The 26,419-nt window shown below is 65.6% G+C and carries 28 protein-coding genes and 1 tRNA gene; 12 read left to right on the plus strand and 17 right to left on the minus strand.

What is annotated here, in order from left to right; all coding sequences use genetic code 11:
* Positions 1-18 precede the first annotated feature (18 nt).
* Together SCD90_RS08545 and fsa are read right to left on the minus strand one after the other, a co-directional pair.
* Positions 19-975 (minus strand): tyrosine recombinase XerC, encoded by a 957-nt coding sequence (locus SCD90_RS08545; protein ID WP_319844239.1) that lies wholly within the window; start codon positions 973-975, stop codon positions 19-21.
* Positions 976-1,066: 91 nt separating this feature from the next.
* Positions 1,067-1,723, minus strand: a complete 657-nt coding sequence (gene fsa, locus SCD90_RS08550; RefSeq protein ID WP_319844240.1) for a fructose-6-phosphate aldolase — start codon at positions 1,721-1,723, stop codon at positions 1,067-1,069.
* A 156-nt stretch (positions 1,724-1,879) separates the two neighbouring features.
* On the opposite strand from fsa, the gene SCD90_RS08555 reads away from it, so the two are divergent.
* The 9 genes from SCD90_RS08555 to tenA all read left to right on the plus strand — a co-directional run bounded on the left by SCD90_RS08555 (position 1,880) and on the right by tenA (position 11,212).
* The gene (locus SCD90_RS08555) at positions 1,880-4,048 is read left to right on the plus strand and encodes a primosomal protein N' (RefSeq protein ID WP_319844241.1); all 2,169 of its coding nucleotides are present in this window, start codon (positions 1,880-1,882) and stop codon (positions 4,046-4,048) included.
* Between the two features lie 196 nt (positions 4,049-4,244).
* Complete coding sequence (locus SCD90_RS08560) at positions 4,245-4,805, plus strand: F0F1 ATP synthase subunit delta (RefSeq protein ID WP_319844242.1); 561 nt, start codon at positions 4,245-4,247, stop codon at positions 4,803-4,805.
* Entirely contained in the window at positions 4,805-6,334 is a 1,530-nt protein-coding gene (gene atpA / locus SCD90_RS08565; protein ID WP_319844243.1) for a F0F1 ATP synthase subunit alpha, read from the plus strand. The genes SCD90_RS08560 and atpA overlap by 1 nt, the downstream gene beginning before the upstream one ends.
* Positions 6,335-6,357: 23 nt before the next feature.
* Positions 6,358-7,233, plus strand: a complete 876-nt coding sequence (locus SCD90_RS08570; protein WP_319844244.1) for a F0F1 ATP synthase subunit gamma — start codon at positions 6,358-6,360, stop codon at positions 7,231-7,233.
* A 22-nt stretch (positions 7,234-7,255) separates the two neighbouring features.
* A complete protein-coding gene (locus SCD90_RS08575) occupies positions 7,256-7,657 on the plus strand; it encodes an organic hydroperoxide resistance protein (RefSeq protein WP_319844245.1) in 402 nt (133 codons plus the stop codon).
* Positions 7,658-7,683: 26 nt separating this feature from the next.
* Entirely contained in the window at positions 7,684-9,129 is a 1,446-nt protein-coding gene (gene atpD / locus SCD90_RS08580; protein WP_319844246.1) for a F0F1 ATP synthase subunit beta, read from the plus strand.
* 210 nt (positions 9,130-9,339) lie between these two features.
* Complete coding sequence (locus SCD90_RS08585; protein WP_319844247.1) at positions 9,340-9,759, plus strand: F0F1 ATP synthase subunit epsilon; 420 nt, start codon at positions 9,340-9,342, stop codon at positions 9,757-9,759.
* 96 nt (positions 9,760-9,855) lie between these two features.
* Positions 9,856-10,563, plus strand: a complete 708-nt coding sequence (locus tag SCD90_RS08590) for a phosphatase PAP2 family protein (RefSeq protein ID WP_319844248.1) — start codon at positions 9,856-9,858, stop codon at positions 10,561-10,563.
* A complete protein-coding gene (gene tenA / locus SCD90_RS08595) occupies positions 10,547-11,212 on the plus strand; it encodes a thiaminase II (protein WP_319844249.1) in 666 nt (221 codons plus the stop codon). Before SCD90_RS08590 ends, tenA begins: the two co-directional genes overlap by 17 nt.
* On the opposite strand, the gene SCD90_RS08600 is transcribed toward tenA, so the two are convergent.
* From SCD90_RS08600 to SCD90_RS08640, 9 genes are all read right to left on the minus strand, one after another.
* Complete coding sequence (locus SCD90_RS08600; RefSeq protein ID WP_319844250.1) at positions 11,209-11,724, minus strand: RNA pyrophosphohydrolase; 516 nt, start codon at positions 11,722-11,724, stop codon at positions 11,209-11,211. The genes tenA and SCD90_RS08600 overlap by 4 nt on opposite strands.
* A complete protein-coding gene (locus SCD90_RS08605) occupies positions 11,721-12,227 on the minus strand; it encodes an RNA pyrophosphohydrolase (protein WP_319844251.1) in 507 nt (168 codons plus the stop codon). The genes SCD90_RS08600 and SCD90_RS08605 overlap by 4 nt, the downstream gene beginning before the upstream one ends.
* A gap of 77 nt (positions 12,228-12,304) precedes the next feature.
* Positions 12,305-12,559, minus strand: coding sequence for a hypothetical protein (locus SCD90_RS08610; RefSeq protein WP_319844252.1), 255 nt, complete (start codon positions 12,557-12,559; stop codon positions 12,305-12,307).
* Between the two features lie 135 nt (positions 12,560-12,694).
* Positions 12,695-14,125 carry a S41 family peptidase gene (locus tag SCD90_RS08615; protein WP_319844401.1) on the minus strand — a complete coding sequence of 477 codons (1,431 nt, stop codon included), beginning with the start codon at positions 14,123-14,125 and terminating at the stop codon, positions 12,695-12,697.
* Complete coding sequence (locus SCD90_RS08620; protein ID WP_319844253.1) at positions 14,125-15,426, minus strand: murein hydrolase activator EnvC family protein; 1,302 nt, start codon at positions 15,424-15,426, stop codon at positions 14,125-14,127. Before SCD90_RS08620 ends, SCD90_RS08615 begins: the two co-directional genes overlap by 1 nt.
* A gap of 58 nt (positions 15,427-15,484) precedes the next feature.
* Entirely contained in the window at positions 15,485-15,967 is a 483-nt protein-coding gene (gene rlmH / locus SCD90_RS08625; protein WP_319844254.1) for a 23S rRNA (pseudouridine(1915)-N(3))-methyltransferase RlmH, read from the minus strand.
* Positions 15,968-15,980: 13 nt separating this feature from the next.
* Complete coding sequence (rsfS, locus tag SCD90_RS08630) at positions 15,981-16,364, minus strand: ribosome silencing factor (protein ID WP_319844255.1); 384 nt, start codon at positions 16,362-16,364, stop codon at positions 15,981-15,983.
* A gap of 106 nt (positions 16,365-16,470) precedes the next feature.
* Positions 16,471-17,070: a nicotinate-nucleotide adenylyltransferase gene (locus tag SCD90_RS08635; RefSeq protein ID WP_319844256.1), complete on the minus strand. Its 600-nt coding sequence runs from the start codon at positions 17,068-17,070 to the stop codon at positions 16,471-16,473.
* Positions 17,067-18,386: a glutamate-5-semialdehyde dehydrogenase gene (locus SCD90_RS08640; protein ID WP_425265665.1), complete on the minus strand. Its 1,320-nt coding sequence runs from the start codon at positions 18,384-18,386 to the stop codon at positions 17,067-17,069. The genes SCD90_RS08635 and SCD90_RS08640 overlap by 4 nt, the downstream gene beginning before the upstream one ends.
* Before the next feature lie 72 nt (positions 18,387-18,458).
* Here SCD90_RS08640 and SCD90_RS08645 point away from each other — a divergent pair, with 72 nt between their 5' ends.
* Positions 18,459-19,178 carry a DUF72 domain-containing protein gene (locus SCD90_RS08645; protein ID WP_319844257.1) on the plus strand — a complete coding sequence of 240 codons (720 nt, stop codon included), beginning with the start codon at positions 18,459-18,461 and terminating at the stop codon, positions 19,176-19,178.
* 3 nt (positions 19,179-19,181) lie between these two features.
* On the opposite strand, the gene proB is transcribed toward SCD90_RS08645, so the two are convergent.
* The 5 genes from proB to rplU form a co-directional block, all read right to left on the minus strand.
* Positions 19,182-20,306, minus strand: a complete 1,125-nt coding sequence (proB, locus tag SCD90_RS08650; protein WP_425265666.1) for a glutamate 5-kinase — start codon at positions 20,304-20,306, stop codon at positions 19,182-19,184.
* A gap of 52 nt (positions 20,307-20,358) precedes the next feature.
* Positions 20,359-21,399 carry a GTPase ObgE gene (gene obgE / locus SCD90_RS08655; RefSeq protein ID WP_319844258.1) on the minus strand — a complete coding sequence of 347 codons (1,041 nt, stop codon included), beginning with the start codon at positions 21,397-21,399 and terminating at the stop codon, positions 20,359-20,361.
* A complete protein-coding gene (locus SCD90_RS08660) occupies positions 21,396-21,974 on the minus strand; it encodes a GNAT family N-acetyltransferase (protein ID WP_319844259.1) in 579 nt (192 codons plus the stop codon). The genes obgE and SCD90_RS08660 overlap by 4 nt, the downstream gene beginning before the upstream one ends.
* Positions 21,975-22,157: 183 nt before the next feature.
* Positions 22,158-22,430: a 50S ribosomal protein L27 gene (gene rpmA / locus SCD90_RS08665; RefSeq protein WP_319844260.1), complete on the minus strand. Its 273-nt coding sequence runs from the start codon at positions 22,428-22,430 to the stop codon at positions 22,158-22,160.
* Between the two features lie 6 nt (positions 22,431-22,436).
* Positions 22,437-22,841: a 50S ribosomal protein L21 gene (gene rplU / locus SCD90_RS08670; protein WP_319844261.1), complete on the minus strand. Its 405-nt coding sequence runs from the start codon at positions 22,839-22,841 to the stop codon at positions 22,437-22,439.
* Between the two features lie 211 nt (positions 22,842-23,052).
* Between rplU and SCD90_RS08675 the strand changes: the two genes are divergently transcribed.
* Together SCD90_RS08675 and SCD90_RS08680 are read left to right on the plus strand one after the other, a co-directional pair.
* A tRNA-Ser gene (locus SCD90_RS08675) sits at positions 23,053-23,142 on the plus strand.
* A 1,334-nt stretch (positions 23,143-24,476) separates the two neighbouring features.
* Complete coding sequence (locus SCD90_RS08680; RefSeq protein ID WP_319844262.1) at positions 24,477-25,520, plus strand: sensor histidine kinase; 1,044 nt, start codon at positions 24,477-24,479, stop codon at positions 25,518-25,520.
* Positions 25,521-25,858: 338 nt separating this feature from the next.
* Here SCD90_RS08680 and SCD90_RS08685 read toward each other — a convergent pair whose 3' ends face one another.
* The gene (locus tag SCD90_RS08685; protein WP_319844263.1) at positions 25,859-26,140 is read right to left on the minus strand and encodes a hypothetical protein; all 282 of its coding nucleotides are present in this window, start codon (positions 26,138-26,140) and stop codon (positions 25,859-25,861) included.
* Positions 26,141-26,419: the final 279 nt, after the last annotated feature.

Raw genomic sequence — 26,419 nt, forward strand, 5'->3', positions numbered from 1 at the left:
TGCACCGACTTTCCAAGTTCAAGCTCGCGGATGGGTTGCGGCGTGAACGGCTAGAAGGCGGTCTGCATCAACTTCCGTGTAGATCTGTGTCGTAGAAAGGCTTGAGTGGCCTAAAAGTTCCTGGATCGATCGAAGATCTCCACCACGCGCCAAGAGGTGTGTTGCAAACGAGTGACGCAGGGCATGTGGGGTAGCTGTATCCGACAGGCCGAGCGCGCCCCGCAACTGCTCCATGGCACGCTGGATCATGCGCGGCGACAGCGGCCCTCCCCGGGTTCCCACGAAGAGCGGACCACCGGGCTTCAGGCTCCACGGGCAGAGTTTGAGGTAATCCTCGATGGCCTGCCCCACAACGGGGATGACGGGAACGGTCCTGGCCTTGCCGCCCTTGCCCGTCACGGTAACCGCCCGGCGGCCTTCGATGGGAGCCTCTTCCCGGGTCAGCGAGAGCGCCTCGGCTATGCGCAGCCCGCAGCCGTAAAGCAGGGCCAGCACGGCGGCGTCGCGTGCGAGGACCCAGTCGGGACGCTCGTCGCCGGCACGCGAATCGACATCCACCACCTGACGGGCCAGTGCGGCTGAAATAGGCTTGGGCAGGCTGCGCGGCAGTTTCGGGCCGCGGATCGCCGTCAATGCCGATGCGCCGCCGTGGCCGTTGCGCTCAAGGAACCGGGAGAAGCTTCGGGCGGCAGCCAGAGCGCGCATCAGGGAACGGCTCGAAAGCCCTTCGGTGCGTCGCCGCGCGAGGAATGCCCGGACGTCTCGCGGGCCGAGCCCGGCGAGATCCACCAAAGTCGGTGGCGCGCCGAGATGCCCCATCATGAAGCGAAGAAAGAAACGGACATCGCGGCCATAGGCCTCGACGGACTTTGGAGACAGGCGTCGCTCATGCGCCAGATGGGACAGCCATTCGCGATAGGCGGCCTGCACATCGGCGGCGGCAGGCAGGATGATGGCGTCGAGCGGCTCCGTCATGCCCCTGATCCTGCACCAGCAGGCGTTAAGCCGTCGTAAGCCATGCGGCCGGAAAGCCCCTCCCCCGAGGCGAAGGAGGAGGGGCGAAGCATCAGGCGATGGTCTGGCCGGTCTTCTTCCAGTCCTCGACAAAGGTCGCGAGACCCTTGTCGGTCAGCGGATGCTTGATCAGGCCCTTGATGACAGAGGCCGGGCAGGTGCAGACATCGGCGCCGATGAGGGCCGCCTGCTTGACGTGGTTGGCCGTGCGGATGGATGCCGCGAGGATCTCGGTTTCGATGCCGGGATAGTTGTCATAGATCTGGCGGATCTCCTCGATCAGGTCCATGCCGTCGAGGTTGATGTCGTCGAGCCGACCCACGAAGGGCGAGATGAAGGTTGCGCCGGCCTTTGCGGCCATCAGCGCCTGGTTCGCCGAGAAGCACAGCGTGACGTTGACCATGGTGCCTTCCTCGCGGAAAGTGCGGCAAGCCTTGAGGCCTTCGAGCGTCAGCGGCACCTTGATGACGATGTTCTCGGCGATCTTCGCGAGATAACGGCCTTCCTTCAGCATGCCGTCGACATCAATGGATGCGACCTCGGCTGAAACCGGGCCCGACGTTACCTTGCAGATGTCCTCGAGAATTTCGCTGTAAGGACGGTTGGCCTTCAGCACCAGCGAAGGATTCGTGGTCACGCCGTCGATCAGGCCGGCCTCGGCCAGTTCGCGAATTTCGCCGATATCGGCGGTGTCAGCGAAGAACTTCATGGATAGATATCTCGCGCGTTGTGCCGCGTCGTCCCGCTGGATGGCGCAGCTGTTCCTGAGGGAAACCGATGTTCTCCGAATATATAGGGGATGTGGATTGCGATTGTGACGGTCGGCTCGGATTTTCTACGGCTGTCCGCCGCCCCGGATTTGCCCATGCCCGCTGAGAGCGTTGAAGTCCTGTTGCCGGTCGCCCTGGATCGCAGCTTCACCTACAGCCTGCCCGAAGACATCATTGCCCCGCCGGGATCCTTCGTCGAAGTGCCCCTCGGCCCACGGGCGGTCGCGGGTGTTGTGTGGGGACCCGGCGATCCCGAGGTTCCGGCTGGGAAGCTGAAGGCCGTCCGCCAAAAGCTGGAACTGCCGCCTCTCGGCGACGAACTGCGCGCCTTCGTGGACTGGGTTGCGCGCTACACTTTGGCGCCTCGTGGCATGGTGCTGCGCATCGCGGTCAGGGGCGCGCGCAATCCGGGCGACGAAACACCGAGGTCTGCCGTGATCGCCACCGGCAGCGCACCCGGCCGTGCCACGCCGGCAAGGACACGCGTGCTGGCGACCGCGTCGGACGGGGTTCCGCGCAGCAAATCGGACCTGGCACGCGCCGCCGCTGTGTCTCCGGGCGTGATCGACGGCCTTGTCGCCGACGGCGCCCTGCGCATCGTCGAGGTGATCGCGGAGCCCATCGGCAGCGGCCTCCAACCCGACCTCGGCAGGCCGGAGTTGAGCGAGGCGCAGGCGGACATCGCAGCCCTGCTCCAGGCTGCTGTGCGCGACAGGACTGGATCTACGCATCTGGTGGAGGGCGTCACCGGCTCCGGCAAGACGGAGGTGTATCTGGAGGCTGTGGCGGAGGCGCTGCGCACGGGCCGGCAGGCTCTCATCCTCCTCCCGGAAATCGCGCTGACACAGGCGGTGCTCGACCGCGTCACCCGCCGTTTCGGCGGTGCTCCCGGTGAATGGCATTCTACCGTATCGGCCAAACGTCGCGCGCGGATCTGGACGGGCACCGCCAGCGGTGAGACGCGAATCGTCGTCGGCGCGCGTTCGGCGCTGTTCCTGCCCTTCCGCGATCTCGGAATCATCGTCGTCGACGAGGAGCACGACGCCGGCTTCAAGCAGGAGGATGTGCCCGTCTACCACGCCCGCGACATGGCTGTGGTGCGCGGGAAGCTGGCCGAGGCGCCGGTCGTCCTCGTATCGGCGACGCCGTCGCTGGAGAGCCGGGTCAATGCCGATGCGGGGCGTTATCGCCATCACCTGCTGCCGGAGCGCTTCGGTGGGCGCACCATGCCCGAAATCGAACTGCTGGACCTGCGCGCCGATCCGCCGCCGCCCGGCCGCTGGATTGCACCGCGCCTGGAAGAGCAGGTTCGCGACACCCTCGCCCGCGGCGAGCAGGCGCTGCTCTTCCTTAACCGCCGGGGTTTCGCGCCGCTGACTTTGTGCCGGGCCTGCGGGCACCGCTTCGCCTGCCCCAATTGCTCGGCCTGGCTGGTGGAGCACCGATTCCGCCGCCAGCTTGCCTGCCACCATTGCGGCCACCACGAACCCGTGCCGCCCGCCTGCCCCAAATGCAGCACTACGGACAAGCTGGCGGCCGTCGGCCCGGGCGTTGAACGCATCCGCGACGAGGCGGCAGCCTTGTTCCCGGAGGCGCGGCTGGCCGTGCTGTCCAGCGACCTCGTGATCGGAGCCGACAGTATCCGGGCCGAACTGAAAGCCGTCGAGGACCACGCGGTGGACCTCGTGATCGGCACACAGCTCGTCACCAAGGGGCACAACTTCCCGCACCTGACCCTTGTTGGCGTCGTGGATGGCGATCTTGGGCTCGGCACCTCGGATCCGCGCGCCGCCGAACGCACCTTCCAATTGCTGGAGCAGGTGACGGGACGCGCCGGACGCGGCGCGATCGCCGGAAGGGGCATCGTGCAGACCACCGACCCCCTCCACCCCGTTATGCAGGCGCTGAAGAATCATGACGCCGCAGCCTTCTACGCCGCCGAGATCGATGCCCGTGCCGATGCGATGCTGCCCCCCTTCGGCCGGCTGGCAAGCCTCGTGGTCTCGGCGCCCGTCCGCAACGACGCCGAAGCATATGCCCGGGCCTTGGCACAAAGCTTCCCGGCGTCCGCTCCGGCGCGGCTGCTCGGACCTGCCGAGGCGCCTATCTCTCTTCTGCGAGGGCGGCATCGTTTCCGGCTGCTCCTGCGCGCGGACCGTACGGTGGACGTGCCGGGCCTCATCCGCGCATGGCTGGCCGAGGCTCCGCGTGCGCCAGCGAGCATCGGGCTACACACCGACGTCGACCCGGTGAGCTTTCTGTGAATTGGGACAGAAAAGTGTTCATTCCGCCGCATGCTGTCTCGTTGCACCGCTGATATACCTGTGTTAGTCAACGCCCGGCTTGGGGGGGTCACTCTCACGGGCCGGCCTTTCACGGCAACAATCACCCGATTTCTGAAGATTTGCAGGCGCTTGCCGCCTCCGGATCTGACAGAAGACAGACGAGAGACCGCTACCGGTGGCAGCAGACGACCAGACGCCGACGGGAATGGCCGGACGCTATGCGACGGCCCTTTTCGAACTCGCCAGCGAGTCGAACGCCGTGGACACGGTGCTCGGAGACCTGGACCGCTTCGGCGCCCTGCTGGACGAGAGCGAGGATCTCCGCCGGCTCGTCAACAGCCCCGTCTTCTCCTCCGAAGACCAGTTGGCGGCTGTCACGGCTGTGCTGGAACGGGCCGGGATCACCGGCATCTCCGCTAACTTCATCCGCCTCGTGGCGAAGAACCGCCGCCTGTTCGCGATCAAGCGCATCATCATCGGCTTCCGTGCCCTGGTCGCCCAGTCCCGCGGCGAGTTGACCGCTGAAGTGACGGTGGCCGAGCCGCTGTCCGAGGCACGCATGCAGGACGTGAAGTCCACGCTCCGCGAAATCACGTCCAAGGACGTGAAGATCGACGTCAAGGTCGATCCCAAGATCATCGGTGGCATCATCGTGCAGCTCGGCAGCCGCATGGTGGACGCCTCCGTTCGTACTAAACTTTCCGCCATCCAACATGCCATGAAAGAGGTGCGCTGATGGACATCCGCGCCGCTGAGATCTCCGCGATCCTCAAGGACCAGATCAAGAATTTCGGCCAGGAGGCCGAGGTCTCCGAAGTCGGACAGGTGCTGTCGGTCGGTGACGGCATCGCCCGCATCTACGGCCTCGACCAGGTTCAGGCCGGTGAGATGGTCGAATTCCCGGGCGGCATCCGGGGCATGGCGCTGAACCTCGAAACCGACAATGTCGGCGTCGTGATCTTCGGCTCCGACCGCGACATCAAGGAAGGCGACACGGTCAAGCGCACCGGCGCCATCGTGGATGTTCCCGTCGGCCGTGGCCTGCTCGGCCGCGTCGTGGACGCTCTCGGCAACCCGATCGATGGCAAGGGCCCGATCGAGTACACCGAGCGCCGCCGCGTCGACGTCAAGGCGCCGGGCATCATCCCGCGCAAGTCCGTGCATGAGCCGATGCAGACCGGCCTCAAGGCCATCGACGCCCTGATCCCTGTCGGCCGCGGACAGCGCGAGCTCGTCATCGGCGACCGCCAGACCGGCAAGACCGCCGTCATCCTGGACACCATTCTCAACCAGAAGCCCATCAATCAGGGCACGGACGAGAAGGCCAAGCTGTACTGCGTCTACGTTGCCATCGGCCAGAAGCGCTCGACGGTCGCGCAGTTCGTGAAGACGCTCGAAGAGAACGGCGCGATGGAATATTCCATCGTCGTGGCCGCCACCGCGTCCGATCCGGCCCCCATGCAGTTCCTGGCGCCGTTCGCCGGCTGCGCGATGGGCGAATTCTTCCGCGACAACGGCCTGCACGCCCTCATCACCTATGATGACCTGTCCAAGCAGGCCGTGGCGTACCGCCAGATGTCGCTGCTGCTGCGCCGCCCGCCGGGCCGCGAAGCCTATCCGGGCGACGTGTTCTACCTCCACTCGCGCCTTCTGGAGCGTTCGGCGAAGCTGAACGACGAGAACGGCTCGGGCTCGCTGACGGCTCTGCCGGTCATCGAGACGCAGGCGAACGACGTGTCGGCCTACATCCCGACCAACGTGATCTCGATCACCGACGGCCAGATCTTCCTTGAGACGGACCTGTTCTACCAGGGCATCCGCCCGGCGGTGAACGTCGGCCTCTCGGTGTCGCGCGTCGGCTCCTCCGCCCAGATCAAGGCGATGAAGCAGGTGGCTGGCAAGATCAAGGGCGAGCTCGCGCAGTACCGCGAGATGGCGGCCTTCGCACAGTTCGGCTCGGATCTCGACGCCTCGACGCAGCGCCTCCTGAACCGCGGCGCGCGTCTCACCGAGCTCCTGAAGCAGGCGCAGTTCTCGCCGCTGAAGGTCGAGGAGCAGGTCGCGGTGATCTATGCCGGCACCAACGGCTATCTCGACAGCCTTCCGCTGGATCGGGTTCGCCCGTTCGAGCAGGGCCTGCTGTCCTATCTGCGGACGCAGGCGGCGGAGGTGCTCGACACCATCCGCACGTCTAAGGAACTGTCGAAGGACACGACCGAGAAGCTGAAGGCAGCAGTCGACGCCTTCGCGAAGAACTTCGCCTGATCAGGCGCTGAAGGCGGTACGGCATGGCCTCTCTTAAAGATCTGCGCAATCGCATCGCCTCTGTGAAGGCGACGCAGAAGATCACCAAGGCGATGCAGATGGTCGCCGCGGCGAAGCTGCGTCGCGCCCAGATGGCGGCAGAGGCCGCCCGTCCCTATGCCGAGCGCATGGAGCGGGTTCTTGCCAATCTCGCCAGCGGACTGGCCAACCAGCCCGATGCGCCCCTGCTGCTCAGCGGCACGGGATCGACGCAGCGCCACCTGCTGATCGTGGCGACAGCGGAGCGCGGCCTTGCGGGCGCGTTCAACTCCTCCATTGCCCGACTGGCGCGCGACCATGCCAACCGCCTCATCGCGGAAGGCAAGGACGTCACCATTCTTCCGGTGGGCCGCAAGGGCGCCGACGTGCTGCGTCGCCAGTTCGCGAACCGGCTGGAGGGCAATGTCGACCTGCGCGATGTCAAGCAGCTCGGCTTCGTGAATGCCGAAGCCATTGCGACGCAGGTGATCTCCCGGTTTGAAGCCGGCGAGTTCGATGTCGCGACCCTGTTCTTCTCCCGCTTCCGCTCGGTGATCCAGCAGGTCCCGACCGCGCAGCAGATCATCCCGGCGGTGATCCCGCAGGTTGCCGACACCGGCGCCTCGGCCCTGTACGAATTCGAGCCCGGCGAGGCGGAGATCCTCCAGGATCTTCTGCCGCGCAACATCGCCATCCAGATCTTCCGCGCGCTGCTGGAAAACGCGGCGTCCGAGCAGGGCGCGCGCATGAGCGCCATGGACAATGCCACCCGCAATGCGGGCGACATGATCAAGAAGCTGACGATGAACTACAACCGGACGCGTCAGGCGCAGATCACCAAGGAGCTGATCGAGATCATCTCCGGCGCCGAAGCGCTCTGATAACGGATAAGAGGAGTCGATCATGGCCTACAAGACCACCGCGACGACCACTGGCGGCCGCAATGGCCGCGCCATACTTGCCGATGGCGGCCTCGCGCTCGCCATGGCGGCTCCGAAGGAAATTCGCGGCGACGGCAACGGCCACAATCCCGAGCAGCTGTTCGCTCTCGGCTACTCGTCCTGCTTCGGCCAGGCCCTGCTCGGCCTCGGCAAGAAGCACAACGTGGATTCCAAGGAAGCCAGCGTCACCGCTGAGGTCACGCTCAACACCGATGGCGGCTTCTCGCTTGCCGTCGACCTGAAGGTGTCCATTCCCGGTGCCGACCGCGCTGCGGTCGAGGCGCTGGTCGAGGAAGCCCATCAGGTTTGCCCCTATTCCAAGGCGATCCGGAACAATGTTCCGGTGACCCTGACCGTCGTTTGACGGAACCGGTTCTCAAGGAGATCACTATGGCCACCACCACCGCGACCACGGGGCGCATTGCCCAGGTCATCGGCGCCGTCGTCGACGTCCAGTTCGACGGTGAGCTGCCGGAAATCCTGAATGCGCTCGAGACCATGAACAACGGCAACCGCCTTGTTCTGGAAGTGGCCCAGCATCTCGGCGAGAACACCGTCCGCACCATCTCGATGGACACCACCGAGGGCCTGACCCGCGGCCAGCCGGTGCGCAACACCGGCGGCCCGATCATGGTCCCGGTGGGTGAGGCTACCCTCGGCCGTATCATGAACGTCATCGGCGAGCCGGTCGACGAGCTTGGACCGGTGGTCGGCGAGACCACCCGCTCGATCCATCAGCCCGCGCCGTCCTACGCGGAGCAGGCGACCGAGTCGGAGATCCTCGTCACCGGCATCAAGGTGGTCGATCTGCTGGCTCCCTATTCCAAGGGCGGCAAGATCGGCCTGTTCGGCGGCGCAGGCGTCGGCAAGACCGTTCTGATCATGGAGCTGATCAACAACGTCGCGAAGGCACATGGCGGCTATTCGGTGTTCGCCGGCGTTGGCGAGCGTACCCGCGAGGGCAACGATCTCTACCACGAGATGATCGAATCCAACGTCAACAAGGACCCGCACGAGAATGGCGGCTCGACCGCCGGCTCCAAGTGCGCCCTTGTCTACGGCCAGATGAACGAGCCCCCGGGCGCCCGCGCCCGCGTCGCGCTGACTGGCCTGACCGTCGCCGAGCATTTCCGCGACCAGGGCCAGGACGTGCTGTTCTTCGTCGACAACATCTTCCGCTTCACGCAGGCCGGCTCGGAAGTGTCCGCCCTGCTGGGCCGCATCCCGTCCGCCGTGGGCTATCAGCCGACGCTCGCAACGGACATGGGCGCGCTTCAGGAGCGCATCACCACCACAACCAAGGGCTCGATCACGTCCGTGCAGGCCATCTACGTGCCGGCCGACGACCTGACCGACCCGGCCCCGGCCGCGTCCTTTGCCCATCTCGATGCCACGACCGTGCTGTCGCGCTCCATTGCGGAAAAGGGCATCTACCCCGCCGTCGACCCGCTCGACTCCACCTCGCGCATTCTCTCCCCGGCGGTTGTCGGCGAAGAGCATTACTCGGTGGCCCGCCAGGTGCAGCAGCTGCTTCAGCGCTATAAGTCGCTGCAGGACATCATCGCCATCCTTGGCATGGACGAGCTGTCGGAAGAGGACAAGCTGACGGTGGCGCGCGCCCGCAAGATCGAGCGCTTCCTGTCCCAGCCGTTCCACGTCGCGGAGATCTTCACCGGTTCGCCGGGCAAGCTCGTCGCGCTGGAAGACACGATCAAGAGCTTCAAGGGCCTGGTCGAGGGCAAGTACGATCACCTCCCCGAATCGGCCTTCTACATGGTCGGCACGATCGAGGAGGCCATCGAGAAGGCCCAGAAGCTGGCTGCCGAAGCAGCCTGATCCGGAGATCCCGGCGGCACCTCCCATGGGAGGTTCAGCAGGGATCAACGATCCGGGAATGAGTAACCAGATCACGGGCGAAGGACCGGCATCCAGTTTCGGAGCAAATCTCCGGCCAGTGATGGGACGGTCCGATCGCCCTGATCGGCGGCATCATCGGGCTTGGCCTCGGCTCTGTCGCCGATCGCCGCCGGTTCTGAGGACAACATAATGGCCAGCCTCCCCTTCGAACTTGTCTCCCCGGAACGTCTCCTGGTGTCCGAGCAGGTAGAGAGCGTCACCGCTCCGGGCCTTGAGGGCGATTTCACGGTGCTGGCAGGTCACGCGCCGCTGATCGCCCTTCTGCGTCCGGGCTTCGTGATCGTCACCCCGGCTTCAGGTGCCGTGCGGCGGCTTTACATCCGCGGCGGATTTGCCGAGGTGAATCCAGCCGGCCTGACCATCCTTGCCGACATGGCAATCCCTGCTGAAGAACTGGACAGCGCGCGCGTGAACGCGGAAATCCAGATTGCGCAGAACGCCGTCTCGCACACGCACGACGCGGATGCTCGTCTGCGTGCCGAGGAACGTCTGGCCTGGATCAAGGATCTGGCCGGCAGCACCGAGCCCGCGACCGCCACGAGCCACTAAGCCGCATTAAACTTTTGTTGACGCGGCTCCCGGGCCATCTCACTGTTCGTCTGCCCGATGCATGATCGGGCGATGCTCAGTTGGCGGCGGGGACGTATGCCGGTCACAGCGAAGATTTCGGCCGCCATTGGCCTGCTGTTCGCGCTCGTGCTGGGGGTGCGAAGCGACCTCGACATCGCGCTCACTGGGCTCTTCTACGACAGTGGAGTTCGCGACTTCCCGATCAGCGGCATCCCTTGGGTGCAGGATGTCCGGTGGGTCCTGATGCATGTTCCGCATCTGGTGACGCTGCTTGCGCTGGCCGCGTTGGTCGGCAAGGCGCTTCGCCTGCCTTTCCTGCAATGGCTGCCCACGCGCCACGCGTTCTTCCTCCTGTCCACCCTCCTCGTGATTCCCGGCCTCGTGGTCAATGCGGGGCTCAAGGAGAACTGGGGGCGCCCCCGCCCTCATGAGACCGTGCTGTTCGGCGGAACAACCGAATTCTATCCCTGGTGGAAGCTCGGTGGCCCTTGCGACGACAACTGCTCGTTCGTGTCCGGCGAAGTTTCAGGTGTTGCGTGGCTGTCTGCGGCGGCAGCGCTGACACCTCCCAACATCCGGCCGTTCGCCATCGCCGGGACGATCGCCGTAACCGCCGCTACCGCTCTCCTGCGGGTGGCATTCGGCGGCCACTGGTTCTCCGACGTGATGATCAGCGCGACCTTGACCTTCTTCCTCGTGGCGGTCATGCACAGGTTCTTCTTCGGGCCGGTTCGCCGGCGCCGTTTTCCCAAGCCGGAGGTTCTAGGTGCCGTTCAGCCGTGACGCGTGGGACGCCAATCTAGGGCTCTACGAGACAATCCGTTCGATGCCGTTCAACGAGGCGCTTGCCGCGGGAACACTGCCGGCCGAACGCTTCCAGCACTACATCATCCAGGATGCGCATTACCTGATCGCATTCGGACGGGCGCTTGCCGTCGCGGCGGCCAAAGCCGACGACACCGATGGCATCGTCCAGTTCTCGGAAGCGGCCAAGGTCGCGATCATCGTGGAGCGGGCGCTTCACGCCGATTATTTCCGCCAGTTCGGCGTCACAGCGGATGATTTCGCACGGGCGCCGCTGTCGCCGGCCTGCCATCATTATTCGAGCTATCTGCTGGCGACCGCCTGGGCCGAGCCGTATCCGGTGGCCCTGGCCGCCCTGCTGCCCTGCTTCTGGATCTACGCCGAGGTCGGTCGCGACATCCACGGGCGCGCTGCCGAACCGAACCCTTACAGGGCCTGGATCGACACCTATGCCGGCGAAGATTTCCACGCCGCCGTGAGAGGCGTCATCGCCACCACGGATCGGCTGGCCGCCAAGGCGTCGCCCGAGACACAAGGCGCGATGCATGTGGCGTTCACCCGCGCGACACAGCTCGAATGGATGTTCTGGGACTCGGCCTGGAACCTCGGTGACTGGCCGGTTCGCTAGTCTGGATAAGCCGGCCAGGCAAACGGGGCGAAGGCCTCCGCCACCTTCTCGTAGACGGGCCGACGGAACGGCACGACCAGCCTCGGAAGCAGGTCGAGCGGGAAGAAGCCCCACGCATCGAACTCTGGATCCTCGAGGCATTCCGGAAGGGCTACGTTGATCTCCTCCAGCGGCCCTTCCATCCGGAATGCCACCCATCGCTGCCGCTGGCCACGAAATGGCGCCAGCTTATGCGTCGAAGGGCCGTCATAGGCCGGGAAGTCGTAGGTCCACCACTCATCGGTCGCGCCAAGGAGTGAAACGGATGTCACGCCCGTTTCTTCCCACAGTTCCCGACGCGCAGCCGCAATGACGTCTTCGCCCTCATCCACTCCCCCCTGCGGCATCTGCCACTCGAAACCGGCGGGGATGATTTCCGGACCCGACGAGGCAAACCGGTGCCCGGCGAACACCAGCCCTCTTTGGTCGAACAGGGCAACGCCAACATTGGGGCGATAGGGCTTTTCCGTCATCGGCCGATCTTGGGAGCGAGTTCGGCCACCACCTCTTCATAGCTGGCGCGCTTGAAGGGCACGATCAGAGAGCACAGCTTGTCGACGCTCTCCCAGCGCCATTCGGAGAACTCAGGCTTGTGCTTTCCGCCGGCCGGCGTCGCGATGTCGATCTCGCCATCGTCGCCGGTGAAGCGCAGGGCGAACCATTTCTGGCGCTGCCCGCGATACCGTCCCTTCCAGGCGACGCCGACAAGCTCCGGCGGCAGGTCATAGGTCACCCAGCCCGCCGTCTCGGCGATCGGCTCCACCGAGCGAATGTTCGTCTCCTCCCACAGCTCCCGCAGCGCACCTTCGAAGGGCTCCTCCCCTTTGTCGAGGCCCCCTTGCGGCATCTGCCAGGCATGGTCCTCGCCGATGGGCGGCGCCATGCCGGAGCGCCGGCCCACGAAGACCAGCCCCTCGCGGTTGACGAGCATCACACCGACGCATGGGCGGTAAGGAAGACTGTCTGGGTCTGTCACGAGGGCACCATCTCCGAGCAATGGCGGCGTTCTAGCCTGCCGAACAGGCGGTGCGAAGCCACCACCCGCGAAAGACATCAGGGAGCGCGCGGCACCTTGATGATCAGCGGGCCGGATTCGGAGGTCTGAGGATCTATCACACGCCCGCGTGGCGGCGCTTCCTGCGGCGGCACCGCTCGCACTTCGTCGACCGGCGCCGGGATTGTCTCGGCGGATGTCCTCAGTGCAGGAGCGTCGTCGGCAGCCGCGACCCTCCCGCCGGGCACGGCATCTACGGTGAGAGCCGGCCAGAACGCCACGGAGGCCGCCACGACACATGCGGCCAGCAGCAATCCCGCCCCTGCAAGCACAGCCGTGCCCCGCCTGGCAGGCGGGCGCCTCAGGCCGAGAGGTGCTCTGAGTTCATCATCCACGCTGAAGCCCACTCAATGCCGTTCGGCGGCCCCGGGGGGCCGCCAATGCAGTGTTCAGTTGGTCTTCTTCTGGGCCTTGGCCGGAGCCTTGGCCATCTGCGAGCACTCGGCCGAGAGCTCGCCCGGCTTCGGCGGGAAGGCTGCGTCCGTGCGGGTGCCGCGCAGCAGCTCAAGAGCCGCCTGCAGCTGCACGTCGTCCTTGGCCTCAGGCGGCACATAGGCCGAAGAGCCGCCCTCGTCGTTTTCCTTCTTCTCCTCGGAGGAGATCTGGTCCTGCTCGACGGGGTCCGCCTGGCGCGGCTTCTCGCCGGCCCCGAGCAGATGGCCGCGCAGGCCGATCTCGCCCTCGGTACGGTCCTTGCCCTTCAGCTCGTCCGGGATCACGGGCTCGACCTTGATGTCCGGCTCTATACCCTTGGCCTGAATGGAGCGCCCGCATGGCGTATAGTAGCGTGCCGTCGTGAGCGAGAGGGCGCCGTTCGGGCCCATGTCCACAAGGCTCTGCACCGAGCCCTTGCCGAAGGAACGCGTGCCGAGAATGGTCGCACGCTTGTGGTCCTGCAGCGCGCCCGCCACGATCTCGGAGGCCGAAGCGGAACCGCCGTTGACGAGCACGATCACCGGCTTGCCGTCCGTCTGGTCGCCGGAGCGCGCGCTGTAGCGCTGGATGTCTTCAGGCTGGCGCCCGCGGGTCGAAACCACTTCGCCACGGTTGAGGAAGGTGTCGGTCACGCGAATGGACTGGTCGAGCAGGCCACCGGGATTGTTGCGCAGGTCGAGCACATAGCCCTTCAGCTGGTCGGCGGGGATCTGCTTCTTCAGGTCCTCGATCGCCTTCTGCAGGCCGTCGTTCGTCAGTTCGCTGAAGGAGGCGAGGCGGATATAGCCGACATCCTCGCCTTCCTTGCGGCTGCGCACGACGCGGATGCGGATCACGTCACGCGTCAGCTTGACGTCCAGCGGCTCGCTGTCCTTGCGCATGATCTTGAGCGTAATGGACGTGTTCACCGGGCCGCGCATCTTCTCCACGGCCTGCTGGAGGGTCAGGCCCTCGATCTTCTGGCCGTCGATATGCGTGATGATGTCGTTGGCGAGGATGCCGGCGCGCGCAGCGGGTGTCTCGTCGATGGGGCTTACAACCTTGATCAGGCTGTTCTCCATGGAGACCTCGATGCCGAGGCCGCCGAACTCGCCGCGGATATCGACCTGACGGTCGCGGTAGCGCTTGGCGTCCATATAGGAGGAGTGGGGGTCGAGGCCCGACAGCATGCCGTTGATGGCATCCTGCACGAGCTTGGAATCTTCCGGCTTCTCCACGTACTCGGAGCGCACGCGCTCGAACACGTCGCCGAACAGGTTCAGGTTCCGATACGTCTCGGCGCTGCCTGCGGCCCAGGCTTTGGTGAACAGGCCATGGTTCTGCACGAGGCCGACGGACGTGGCGCCCATCAGCGCGCCGACAAGAACAAGTGAAACCTTACGCATCATCCGCGTACCTTTTCGGCAGAACTGTTGGCCCACCACGGGCCGGGATTGATCGACTGACCGTCTTTCCGGAATTCAACATATAGCACCGGCTGCGATGCGCCGCCTCCGACCATGGAGGCAGTCTGGTTCGCAGCTTCGCCCATCTCCGCAATCGGCTCACCGGTCAGCACGAATTGGCCGAGCGCGACGTCAACCTTCTGCATCCCGGCCAGGAGCACATGGTATCCGCCGCCTGCGTTAAGGATCAAGACCTGACCATAGGAGCGGAACGGTCCCGCATACACAACCCAGCCATCGCACGGAGATGTGACCTGCGCACGGGATCGCGTCGAAATCGAGACGCCCTTCTGCGTGCTTCCGAACGCATCGTCCTGGCCGAACTGGGTGACGGTCATTCCATTGACCGGCAGCGGCAGGAGGCCCTTGGCGGCGGCGAAGGACATTGCGGGCGTCAGGCGGCCGGGATCCTTCAGCGCGGCAAGATCGCCGCGGCCCGGCGTGGTGCCCGGGCGCGGCGCGGCATCGGCCGCAGCTTCCGCTGCCTTGCGGGCGCTCGCCACGTCGCGCTCCATCCGACCGATCAGTTCCTCCAGGGAGCGAACCTCGCGCCCCAGCGATTGCGCCAACTGGCGTTCCTCGCCCAGCGCGGCCTGCTGCTCCGTTTCGCGCTGCTGGCGCGCCTCGACAAGCAGGGACAGCCGCGACTGGACGGCCTGCTGCTCGGCGAACTCGGTGGCCAGCGTGGCGCGTTCCGTTTCGAGGTCGCTGCGCACGCGCGCCAGTTCGTTCAGGTCCGACGCAAGCTCGTCGGCCTGCTGGCGGATTTCAGGCAGGAGAGTGCCGAGCAGCATCGCTGACCGTACCGAGGCCAAAGCATCGCCCGGCTTCACCAATAGAGCGGGAGGCGGGCTGCGCCCGAGGCGCTCCAGCGCAGCCAGCAGCTCGGCCACCACCGAGCGGCTGTCGCGCAGCTTGCCCTGCACATCGGACTCCTGTGCGGAGAGGTCGCGCATACGCTGCTCGCTGTCCGCGATACGGGTCTCGCCCTCGCGGATGCGTTCGCCGGTGGCCACGAGATCGGCCGCGAGCCGGGCCCGCTCCTGTGCGATCTCGCCGATCTCGGCGCGGATGCGGGTTTCGTTGCCCTGGGCTTCCTTCAGGCGCGCACGGCGCTGCTCCAGTTCCTGCCGTTTCTGGGCCGCCGGCGTGAGATCCTGCGCTGCTGCGGGAACGGCAAACAGGATCAGCGCGACCAGCGCGCCTGCCCATTGGATGCCCGTGTGCTGCGATACTGCCATCGCATCCTTGCTGCGCCTGAAGCCTTAAGGCCTGATTAACCGAGAAAGGGCGCACGCCCTATTCACGATGATAGGGGTGCCCGGCCAGGATCGTCGCGGAGCGGTAAACCTGCTCGGCCAGCAGAACGCGGACGATGCCGTGCGGCCAGGTCAGCGCACCGAAGGCAAGCACCAGTTCGGCACGCTGCCGCAGTTCCGGTGCAAGGCCGTCGGCACCGCCGATGACGATGTGCAGCAGGGATGCGCCGTCGTCCCGCCAGCGGCCCATTCGCTCGGCAAAGGCCGCGCTTGTCAGATTGCGTCCGCCCTCATCGAGCGCCGCAACCGGCGCCCCGGGCTCAAGAGCGGCGCTGATGGCCTGCGCCTCTTCCCGCTTGCGGTCCTCGGGGCGTCTTGCGCGGCTTTCGGCGAGTTCGCGGACCTCGAGCGGGCCGATGGCCACGCCGCGGCCCATCTGCGCGACCCGCTCGGTGTAGCGGGACACAAGTTCGCGTTCCGGCCCATCCTTGAGCCGGCCGACCGCGACGACAACCACACGCATGAAGATGCGTGGGTTAGATCATGGACTTTTCGTCCGGACGATCCGCCGACCACATCTTCTCGAGATTGTAGAAGGAGCGAACCTCGGGACGGAAGATGTGGATGATCGCGTCGCCGGCGTCGATCAGCACCCAATCGGCCATGTTGAGACCCTCGACCCGGCAGCGGCCGAAGCCTGCTTCCTTGAGGCCCTGGATCAAACGGTCGGCGATGGAGGCGACGTGACGGGCGGAACGGCCCTCGGTGACGACCATCGTATCGGCAATGGATGTCTTGCCGCGCAGGTTGATGGACACCGTGTTCTCGGCCTTCGCGTCTTCCAGAAGAGCGATGACCAGCGCGTCGAGCCCGTCGGTACCTGGTGCGGTAGCCGGAGCTCCGATCGGGGGCAGGTTCATGGCTGCCTCCTGGGGCATGGAAATCTGCAGTGTTCTACCTCGTTCAGTGGCGGTTCCTTCACGTGAAGGGCCGCATCTTCAATATAGGGATGATGTGACATCCGGTTCAAGCGCGCTGCTCCGTACGGCGCAAGGCCGAGGACGAAAGGCGCGAGCGGGGGCCGTGCAGCAATGTCCAGGCAGGCGGGTGCCGGAGGGCAAGCGTCGGGGCATCAGCCTCATCGATCCGCGAGCGTGCCAACCGGAGGGCCGCCGGCATTCTGACGGCCCGGTGCGTGGTGCCCGGCCGGTCGATCACCGCGATGGGCACCCGACCAGCCAGCCCGCGCCAGTTCCTCCAGCGGTGAAGATCGGCAAGGCCGTCGCCGCCCATGATCCAGACGAAATGCACGCCCGGGCAAAGCCGCTGCAGCGCGGCCACGGTGTCCGCTGTGAAGCGGGTGCCGAGCCGGGCTTCGACATCCGTGGGAAGGATGCGCGGATCGGCGAGCAGCGCCCTCGCCTGCGCCATGCGCGCTGCGAGGGGCGGCAGCTTTCCGTTGTCCTTCAGCGGATTGCCCGGCGTCACCAGCCACCAGACGCGGTCCAGGCGCAGACGCCGCAGTGCGCGGCGGCTGACCATCACATGCGCCGCATGAGGAGGGTTGAAGGAGCCGCCGTAGAGCCCGATGCGCATGCCGCGGGCATGCGGCGGGATGCCCTTCACGGACGCGTCTGTCCCGTGCCCCTGAGCTGGTACTTGAAGGTCGTCAACTGCTCCAGACCGACCGGCCCCCGCGCATGCATGCGCCCGGTGGCGATGCCGATCTCGGCGCCGAAGCCGAACTCCCCTCCATCGGCGAACTGCGTAGAGGCGTTGTGGACGACGATGGCGGAATCCACCTCGCGCAGGAACCTCTCCGCCGCAGCGTCATCATCCGTCAGGATGGCATCCGTGTGCTGGGAGCCATAGCGGGCGATGTGCTCCATCGCGGCGGCCAACCCGTCGACCACCTTCACGGCGATGATCGCGTCCAGGAACTCGGTGGCATAATCCTCCTCGACCGCAGGCGTCACGCGAGCGTCCACCGCACTGGCCGCATCGTCTCCGCGAACGGCACATCCCGCATCGAGCAGCATGGTCAGCAGCGGGGCCAGATGCGTGCCGGCCAGCGCGCGGTCGACCAGAAGGCTTTCGGCGGCACCGCACACGCCCGTCCGCCGCAGCTTCGCGTTCATCAGCACGGTGCGCGCCATGTCCAGATCGCAGGGGCCGTGCACGTAGATGTGGTTGTTGGCGTCGAGATGGGCGAACACCGGCACGCGGGCCTCGGCCTGGACCCGCGCGATCAGGCTCTTGCCACCGCGGGGAACGATCACATCTACATCGCCGCCAAGGCCGGTCAGCATCTCGCCAACCGCGGCGCGGTCACGTGTCGGCACCATCGCAATGGATGCGGCAGGCAGGCCCGCAGCCACGAGGCCTTCGACCAACGCGGCGTGAATGGTGGTGGAGGTGCGGAAGCTTTCCGACCCGCCGCGCAGGATCACGGCATTGCCGGATTTCAACGTCAGCGCGCCGGCATCGGCGGTCACGCCCGGCCGGCTCTCATAGATCATGCCGATGACGCCGATCGGCGTGGCGACGCGCTCGAAGCGAAGTCCGTTGGGGCGCGTCCACTCTGCTCTAACCGCGCCAACGGGGTCAGGCAGAGCCGCCACTTGGCGAATGCCGTCCACGATGCCCGCCACCCGCTTTTCGTCGAGGAACAGGCGGTCGATGAGCGCCGGAGCGGTGCCGGCCGCACGTGCCGCCTCCATGTCCTGCGCATTGGCAGCGAGGATCGCCGGCATCTGGCGCTCCACGGCGTCGGCCATGGAAAGCAGCGCGGCATCCTTCTTGGCGCGTGGCGCAAGCGCCAGCACGCGCGCGGCAGCACGGGCCTCGCTGCCCATGCGCGCCATCAGATTGGAAATATTCTCGTCTCCGGCAATCCCGGGGGCCGCGACCGCGTTGAGCTTCACGACAGTTGCAAGGCTCATGACAATACTACCTACCGACATTCATGGCGCTGATATAGCCCATCAAGCCCCATCGCGCACCCCGGTGCTGCGATGACAGAGCTGCGCATCGGCACGTCCGGCTGGCATTATGGCAGCTGGATGGGCCCGTTCTATCCCTCCAACGTGAAGACGAAGGACCAGCTGGGCTTCTATTCCAGCCGCTTCGACACGACCGAAATCAACAACAGCTTCTATCGCCTCCCCACCGAGAAGGCCGTGGATGCCTGGCGGGAGACGGTGCCGGACGGCTTCGTGTTCGCGTGGAAGGCGTCGCGCTTCGTCACCCATTTCCGCCGGCTCAAGGATGTCGAGGACAGTCTCGCGCTCATCTTCGGGCGCATGGACCGTCTGGGCGTCAGCTTCGGGCCGGTGCTGTTCCAGTTGCCGCCCCAGATGAAGATCGACCACGAAAGGCTGGCGGCGTTCCTCGGCCTCCTGCCGCGCGAGCGCAGGTGCGCGTTCGAGTTCCGTGATCCGAGCTGGTACGAGCCGACTGTGTTCTCCCTTCTGGCAGACCACAACGCGGCGCTTTGCATCAGCGACCATGCGGCGGCCCCGGCGCCTTGGGAAGTCACAGCCGATTTCGTCTATCTGCGGGGTCATGGGCCAGGCGGCCGATATCACGGCAACTATCCCGAACAGACTTTGCGGGAGTGGGCAGCGACCATTGCCGATTGGCGCACCGGAAAGCGCGATGTCTATGTCTACTTCGACAACGACCAGAAAAGCGCCGCGCCGGCAGACGCGGCCAAGCTGCAATCCCTGACCTGACGGTCAGGGGGCGCGCAGCACAAGGTCGTCCCGGTGCACCATGACGCTGCGGAACGGCGCACCCAGCACCTCCTCGATGGCGGCGCTGTTCTTGCCCGCAATGCGCAGCGCGTCCGCAGCATCGTAAGCTGCGAGGCCCCGGCCGATCTCGGCGCCGGAAAGATCGCGCAGCACCACCGCCTCTCCGTGATGGAAGCTGCCTTCCACGCGCGACACGCCTGCGGGCAGCAGGCTCTTGCCGCCGCGCAGTGCCCTCACCGCGCCGTCATCGAGAAAGAGCGAGCCCTTGGGCTCCAGCGTGCCGCCGATCCAGCGCTTGCGCGATGCGGAGGGTGTTCCGGCCGTCAGGAACCAGGTGCAGCGCCCCTCCTGCTCGATGGCCCGGAGCGGATGATCGACCTTGCCGGAGGCGATGACCATGTGCGTGCCGCCATCGGTCGCGATCTTGCCGGCCTCAATCTTGGTGCGCATGCCGCCCCGCGACAGGGCGGACGCCGCGCCTCCGGCCATGGCCTCGATGGCCGGCGTGATGCGCGGCACGACAGGGATGTGCTCGGCAGCAGGGTCCAACGCCGGAGGCGCGGTGTAGAGGCCGTCGATGTCCGAAAGCAGCACCAGCAGGTCGGCGCCGGCCATGGTCGCGACGCGGGCCGCCAGCCGGTCGTTATCGCCATAGCGGATCTCGGTGGTGGCGACGCTGTCGTTCTCGTTGATGATGGGAACCGCCTTGTAGTCCAGCAGGCGGGCAATGGTCGCGCGAGCGTTGAGGTAGCGCTCGCGCTCCTCGGTGTCGCCGAGGGTCAGCAGGATCTGCCCGGCGGTCAGTCCATGGGTGCCAAGCACCTCGGACCATGCCCGCGCCAGAGCAATCTGCCCAACCGAGGCTGCGGCCTGGCTTTCCTCAAGCCGCAGCGGACGGCGCGGCAGATCGAGGATAGTGCGGCCAAGCGCGATGGAGCCCGACGACACCACCAGCACATCGGCCCCGCGCCGCGTCAGCCCGGCGATGTCCTCGGCCATGCTTTCCAGCCAGCCGCGCTTCAGCGCTCCCCTCTCCTGATCGACGAGGAGCGCGGAGCCGATCTTCACGACGACGCGGCGGAACTGGATGAGCTTGGGTATGATCACGGCACGACCAGACGATGATGCAGCCCGGCGCTAGCACAGCCCGGGCCGCGCGTCACGGCTGCCAGTCGCTCTGCACGGGTGCCAGGGCGATTTCCTCCTGCACGCGATGCTCGTCGATAATCGCCAGCAGCGCGCGCAGCACCTCCGGCACGCCCTCGCGGGACGCGGACGACAGGACCATCGGCGTCTTCTTGCAGGCCCGCTTCAGGCGCGCGATCTGCTGCTTGCGCGTCTCGGGATCAAGCGCGTCGGCCTTGGAGAGGGCAACGATCTCCGGCTTGTCGATGAGCCCGCCGCCATAGGCTTCCAGCTCATGGCGCACGGTCTTGTAGGCCTCGCCCGCATGCTCGGACGTGCCGTCGATGAGGTGCAGCAGCACCCGGCAGCGCTCGACATGGCCGAGGAAGCGGTCGCCAAGCCCGATGCCCTCATGCGCGCCTTCGATAAGGCCCGGAATGTCGGCGAGCACGAATTCCCGGTCGTCGGATCGCACGACGCCCAGGCCCGGAATGAGCGTGGTGAAGGGATAGTCGGCGATCTTCGGCTTCGCGGCCGTGGTCGCCGCCAGGAAGGTGGACTTGCCGGCATTGGGCAGGCCGACCAGACCGGCATCCGCGATCAGCTTGAGACGCAGATAGATGGTGCGCTCCTCGCCTTCCTGCCCGGGATTGGCGCGGCGCGGGGCTTGGTTGGTCGAGGTCTTGAAATAGGCGTTGCCGAAGCCGCCATTGCCGCCCTTGCAGAGAAGCACGCGCTGGCCCGGCTCCGTCATGTCGGCGATCAGCGTCTCCTCGTCCTCGTCGAGGATCTGCGTGCCGACCGGCACCTTCAGCACCGCGTCGTCGCCGCCCGCGCCGGTGCGGTTTGCGCCCATGCCGTGGCCGCCGGTCTTGCCCTTGAAGTGCTGCTGGTAGCGGTAGTCGATCAGGGTGTTGAGGCCCGTCACGCACTCGACCCACACGGAACCGCCGCGGCCGCCATCGCCGCCATCCGGCCCGCCGAACTCGATGAACTTCTCACGCCGGAACGAAACCGCTCCGGCGCCGCCATTGCCGGAGCGGATAAAGACCCGGGCCTGATCCAGGAATTTCATTGCACCCTCTCCAAAGTCTCACAGCAGATTTGGGACGCGGGCAAGGATTTGCCACGCCCCTGCCCCCAGGCCAGCAGGCTCTCCCAGATGCGCCGCTCCAGGCGAAACCGGTCCACCGGAAAAGCGCCTTTGAAGCCGAGCGATCCCGCGAGACCGCATCCGGACCACTGGAAGCCGCACTTCTCGATCACCCGCCGCGAAGCGGTGTTGGTCACACGGCACGAAACCGCGATGCGCTGGGCACCCAGATCGTCGAACGCGTGATCGACCAGCGCGCGCGCCATCTCCGTTCCATAGCCCGCGCCCCTGTGGGGAGCGCCGAGCCAGTAGCCAAGTTCGGGAACGCCGCCCTCGCCCGCATTGAACCCGCCGGCCCCGATCAGGGTCGGCACGCAGTCGACCATTGCAAAAGCAAGGTATGCCGGCTGGTCCTCGGCCTCCACCCGCGCACTCCACGCTTCCGCGTGCGCCGGAGTGTAGGGATAGGGGATCATGGCCGTGTTCTCGGCGATGGTCCGGTCATTGGCGAGGCAGGCGATCGCTTCGGCATCGCCCACCCGCGGACGGCGCAGCACCAGCCTGCCCGTCCTGATCCTACAGTCCTCGTGTTCGAGGTGTTCCCTGTCCCTGCTTTGCATGTGCCCTGCTCCAGATGCGACGAAGGGGAGGCGGTGTCCCGTCTCCCCTTCGAATATCGGAGCTTTAGAGGGCTCCGCCGGGTGTCTGGGACACCGGCGGATGGTCGCTCATCCGCCGTTTTACTCTGCGGCCTCGGCCATGGCCGGAGCCACGGTCACGTAGGTTCGGCCGTTGCCTTTGGCCACGAACGCAACCTTGCCCTCGACAAGCGCGAAGAGGGTGTGATCGACGCCCATGCCGACATTGGCGCCGGGATGCCACTTGGTGCCGCGCTGGCGCACGATGATGTTGCCCGGGATCACGGCTTCGCCGCCGAACTTCTTGACGCCAAGACGACGGCCGGCGGAGTCGCGGCCGTTGCGGGATGAACCGCCTGCTTTTTTATGAGCCATTGATCCTTACTCCTGCTCGTTCGAGGCCGGGGCAGCGGCCTCCTCAGCGGCGGGTGCCGGCGCAGCCTTCTTGGCCTTAGCCTTGCTCTCCGCCTTCTGGCCAGCGGCCAGGATGTCGGTGATGCGGATCACGGTGTGATCCTGCCGGTGGCCGCGCTTGCGCTTGGAGTTCTGGCGGCGGCGCTTCTTGAACGCGATGACCTTGTCGCCGCGCGAATGCTCGACGATCTCGTACACCACGCGGGCGCCGTCCACGAAGGGGGCGCCGAACGACGGCTGGTCGCCACCGAGCGCCAGGACTTCGCCGAACTCGGCGCTGGAGCCTGCATCGCCCTCGATGCGGCCGATGGTGATCTTGTCATTGGCGGCAACGCGATATTGCTTGCCGCCCGTTTTGATGACTGCGAACATCGTTATTCCTTTCGTGTTCGAACCGGCCTCGAGGACCGTCTTCTTGGCAGTCTGCGGGAAACGAAGAACCCGAGGATGGAATCCCCGCGCCTTCAAGCGCGTGTCCTTACTCCCGCGAGCCCTCTGCCGTCAACACGGCGACGCCTAAAGACGCTTGTGCGGCGCAGGGGCTGCATGTACATGAGCCCTGCTCATCGACAGCCCGGCCCGCGGAGAGGTGCTAGAGTGGTCGATTAGGACGGTCTCGAAAACCGTTGTGCGGGCAACCGTACCGTGGGTTCGAATCCCACCCTCTCCGCCATCTGCCCTGCTAAGTCGTTGGAATAGCGAGTTATTTGCTCCATCTCAGCCAGCTACCCCACATCGTACCCCACAACTTGCGGTGGCTGTAGCTGCACTGGCTTGTACTGCACCGGACATAGGCATGCCGGGCTCGACTAGAATCTCGGGCGTTAGAATGAATGCCTTGCGCTGGGCGGCATCTGTGCAACGCTGAGGCAGCTAGCCTTGTCCCTCCAAGATCTTGGGCTGGCAAGGTGGTCGCCACGCCGCTCCGATGGCTGTGGCGGCCGGTGCTTCGATCTGCGGCCAGCGGGAATATAACGACAGTCGTCGCGTTAGCCGATCAGAAGGCTCGGTGTTTCTGCTTGTCGGGCAAGCCAGCCCTTGCCCGACAAGCGCGCGGGCCGCCGTGAGTTGCTTCCGAGCAATGAATGGCGGCCCGCGCGGCTCCAGCGACGGTACCCTATAGCGGCCTTTCCACCGTCCGCGAGCGAACTCATCCTTCAGCCGCAAACCCGACTAGGCGCACAACAGTCAAACGTCGGGGCAAAAAGAAGCCTCGCATCTCCGTAGAGAGGCGAGGCTTCTGAGGTAAATTGAGACCGTTCAGTTGAACTGAAGTAGCTATCCGCTGCCCGCGCACAAGGGTTGGCTCAAAGAAGTCAAAACGCGTGCGGGGGTTCTTCCCTTCGACCCTAGTTGGTGCCGCCAGCTGCGGGGCCTGGAGGTGTAGCGCTGGTGGTCGCGTCTTGATCAACGCCGCCGACCTTTCCGGGGATCGTGCAGCCGCCGGAACCCGCAGTGCACACGGTGCTAGGGTTACTTGCTTCAGTCTGACCTGCCGCCGAGCTAGGCCGGGACGTGGGCTGGGAAGCACCCGCTCCTTGCTCTGACGATGCCTTGGCACCTTCCTTGGTGGTCTGGCTCAGACCGATGTCAGAGTTCGCCGGGTTGGCGGCCGAGGGGTTCTGCGCCAAGGCCGGAGCCGCTGCGAACATGATGAGCGCGGGAACGAGAAGGATTTTCTTCATGCCGGTTTCCTTAAGTTGTAGCTCGACAACCCTGAACCAGAAGTGGAGTTCCTTCGCTAGCGTCGGGGTGCATCAACTCCTGGTCGCTCGGCGTGGCGGCAGGAGTGGATGGTCAGCCCGTTTCGACCTGCCGACGTGGGGCCTGGTGCCGTACCGGGCCAAGGATCGCCGCGGTGCAGCGTCATGGCGAAGCTGAAGCGCCTGATGCGACGTTAACTTCGCCGTCACTCGAGCTCCAAGGGTAATGCGGCCTTGCCCAACCGGTGGATTTGCTCAACATGCCGGCCATCCGGAGGCTTGGTCCGGGTTAAGCGGAACATTCGTGACACGTCCCAAACTATCGCTGAGAGAACGCGTACCGATCTGGCGTGATCGGCCTCTCGCCGCCTATTGCTTTGCCGTGGTGATATCGGTGGCCGCCTGCGTACTGCGCGCGGTGCTGGACCCCTATTTCCCGCCGGGCTTCCCCTATCTGACCTTCTTCCCGGCCGTCATCATCTCATCGTTCCTGATGGGGATCGGCCCGGGCATTCTGGCCGCCGTCCTTTGCGGGCTCATGGCCTGGTATTTCTTCATGCCGCCGTTTGACAGCTTCGCCGTGGAAGCGCCGACAGCTGTTGCCCTTGCCTTCTATGTGGGCGTCGTGGCCGTCGATATTGCCCTGATCCACTGGATGCAGTTGGCGATGCGGCACCTTCGGGAAGAGCGTCAGCGCAGCGCTGATCTTGCGGAACGCAGCACGAAGCTGGCCGCACGTAACGAATTGCTGTTTCAGGAACTTCAGCACCGCGTCGCCAACAACCTTCAGATGGTCGGCGCCATCCTGTCGCTGCAGAAACGGGGCGTAGCGGATGGGGCGGCTCGCAAGGCGCTGGAGGATGCCTCCGCCAAACTGCGGATGATTGGCCAGATCCAGCGCCAGCTCTACGACCTTCACGGCAGCCGCACGAACCTCGATGCATTCCTGGGCACGCTGGTGCGCGACGTAATGGCCAGCGCCGATCAGCCTGGCATCACCTATTCGGTGAGAGCCGAAACGGCGGCGCAGCTGGACGCAGATGCCGTCACTCCTCTCGCCCTGATCGTGGCCGAGGCCATCTCGAACGCGCTGGAGCATGGGTTCAGCGAACGCACCGGTGGACATATCGAGGTGGTGGCGGAACGCCGGGGCACAGAATTGCACTTGCAGGTGGCCGACAACGGCGCTGGGCTGCCGGAGCATGCCGATTTCTCTTTGCCGGGAAGCCTTGGCCTTAAGATCGCGACCGCCATGGCGGCGCAGCTTTCAGGCCGCTTCACACTTGCGGCAGGCGATGCAGGCGCGGTGTCCAGCCTCGTCATGCCGCTGCCCAACGATCCCGTCTGAATTCGGATGGCAGACGCACACTGAGACACGCTCAGCGAGGGCAGGCAGGGGGCTAGAAGATGCTGAGTTGCTGAACCCGATCTGGGCCCGCATCTCGGGCGAGCTAATGGGCTCGTCGTCATTGTTGAACTCAGCCACGGCTTCCAACGGGAGAGCGCGCACTCCGACCAGCCAGTCTGCAACAGCAATTTCGATAGCTTGCTGGCGCGTGGGCTTCGGGTCTGGCTGGCAGCGGATCCAAGCATCTAGGCCAGCGTCGAGGACAGGCGGAAGATTGATCATGTGCCACCAAAGCCGCGTCGGGCCTGAATGACACCTGAACGCGACGTCGGGCGACGTCAGTCCGCCTTCTCGATCGACTGATGATGAGTGCTGATCGTCGGTCCGTTCTCACGGCCCACTTCAAAGCGCTCCAGGATCGCTGCAATGGTGATCTTCACTCGGCAGTTCTTCTCTCGCGCTGCCGTGTCCAACTCCCTGCGCACGCCGGACACGGCTTTGTCGATGTACGAGTTGCCGTCCATCCACACGTCGACACGGAGGACGCCGTCTGTCTCTTCGTAGATGGAGAAGCGCTCTATTCCTCTCCGACTTTGCAGGCGCTGCAGCAGCTCTTTCATGTTGCGATCCTCGCCTTGTTTAGGGCCGTACAATCATCGGCTTGAAGCAGAGTTCCTGACCTTTACCGTGCGGCCTCTTGCTCACGCATAAGCGCGGCGCAGAAGTCACGTGTTGGCGGAAGCATGTCTCGGCAGATTTCTGGCACCGGGTCATAGTGCCACCAGAAGTACGCGGCCCCCGTGACGAGGACGGTCAGGATCGATCCGAGGATCAAGGGCGTCGCTTTGTCCATTGCCGGCTAACCCTCCCCAATCTCCGCGCTCTTAGATCCGCAACGC

It is taken from the genome of Terrihabitans rhizophilus (genome assembly GCF_033898525.1).
In the GTDB taxonomy this organism is placed as follows: domain Bacteria; phylum Pseudomonadota; class Alphaproteobacteria; order Rhizobiales; family Methylopilaceae; genus Flaviflagellibacter; species Flaviflagellibacter rhizophilus.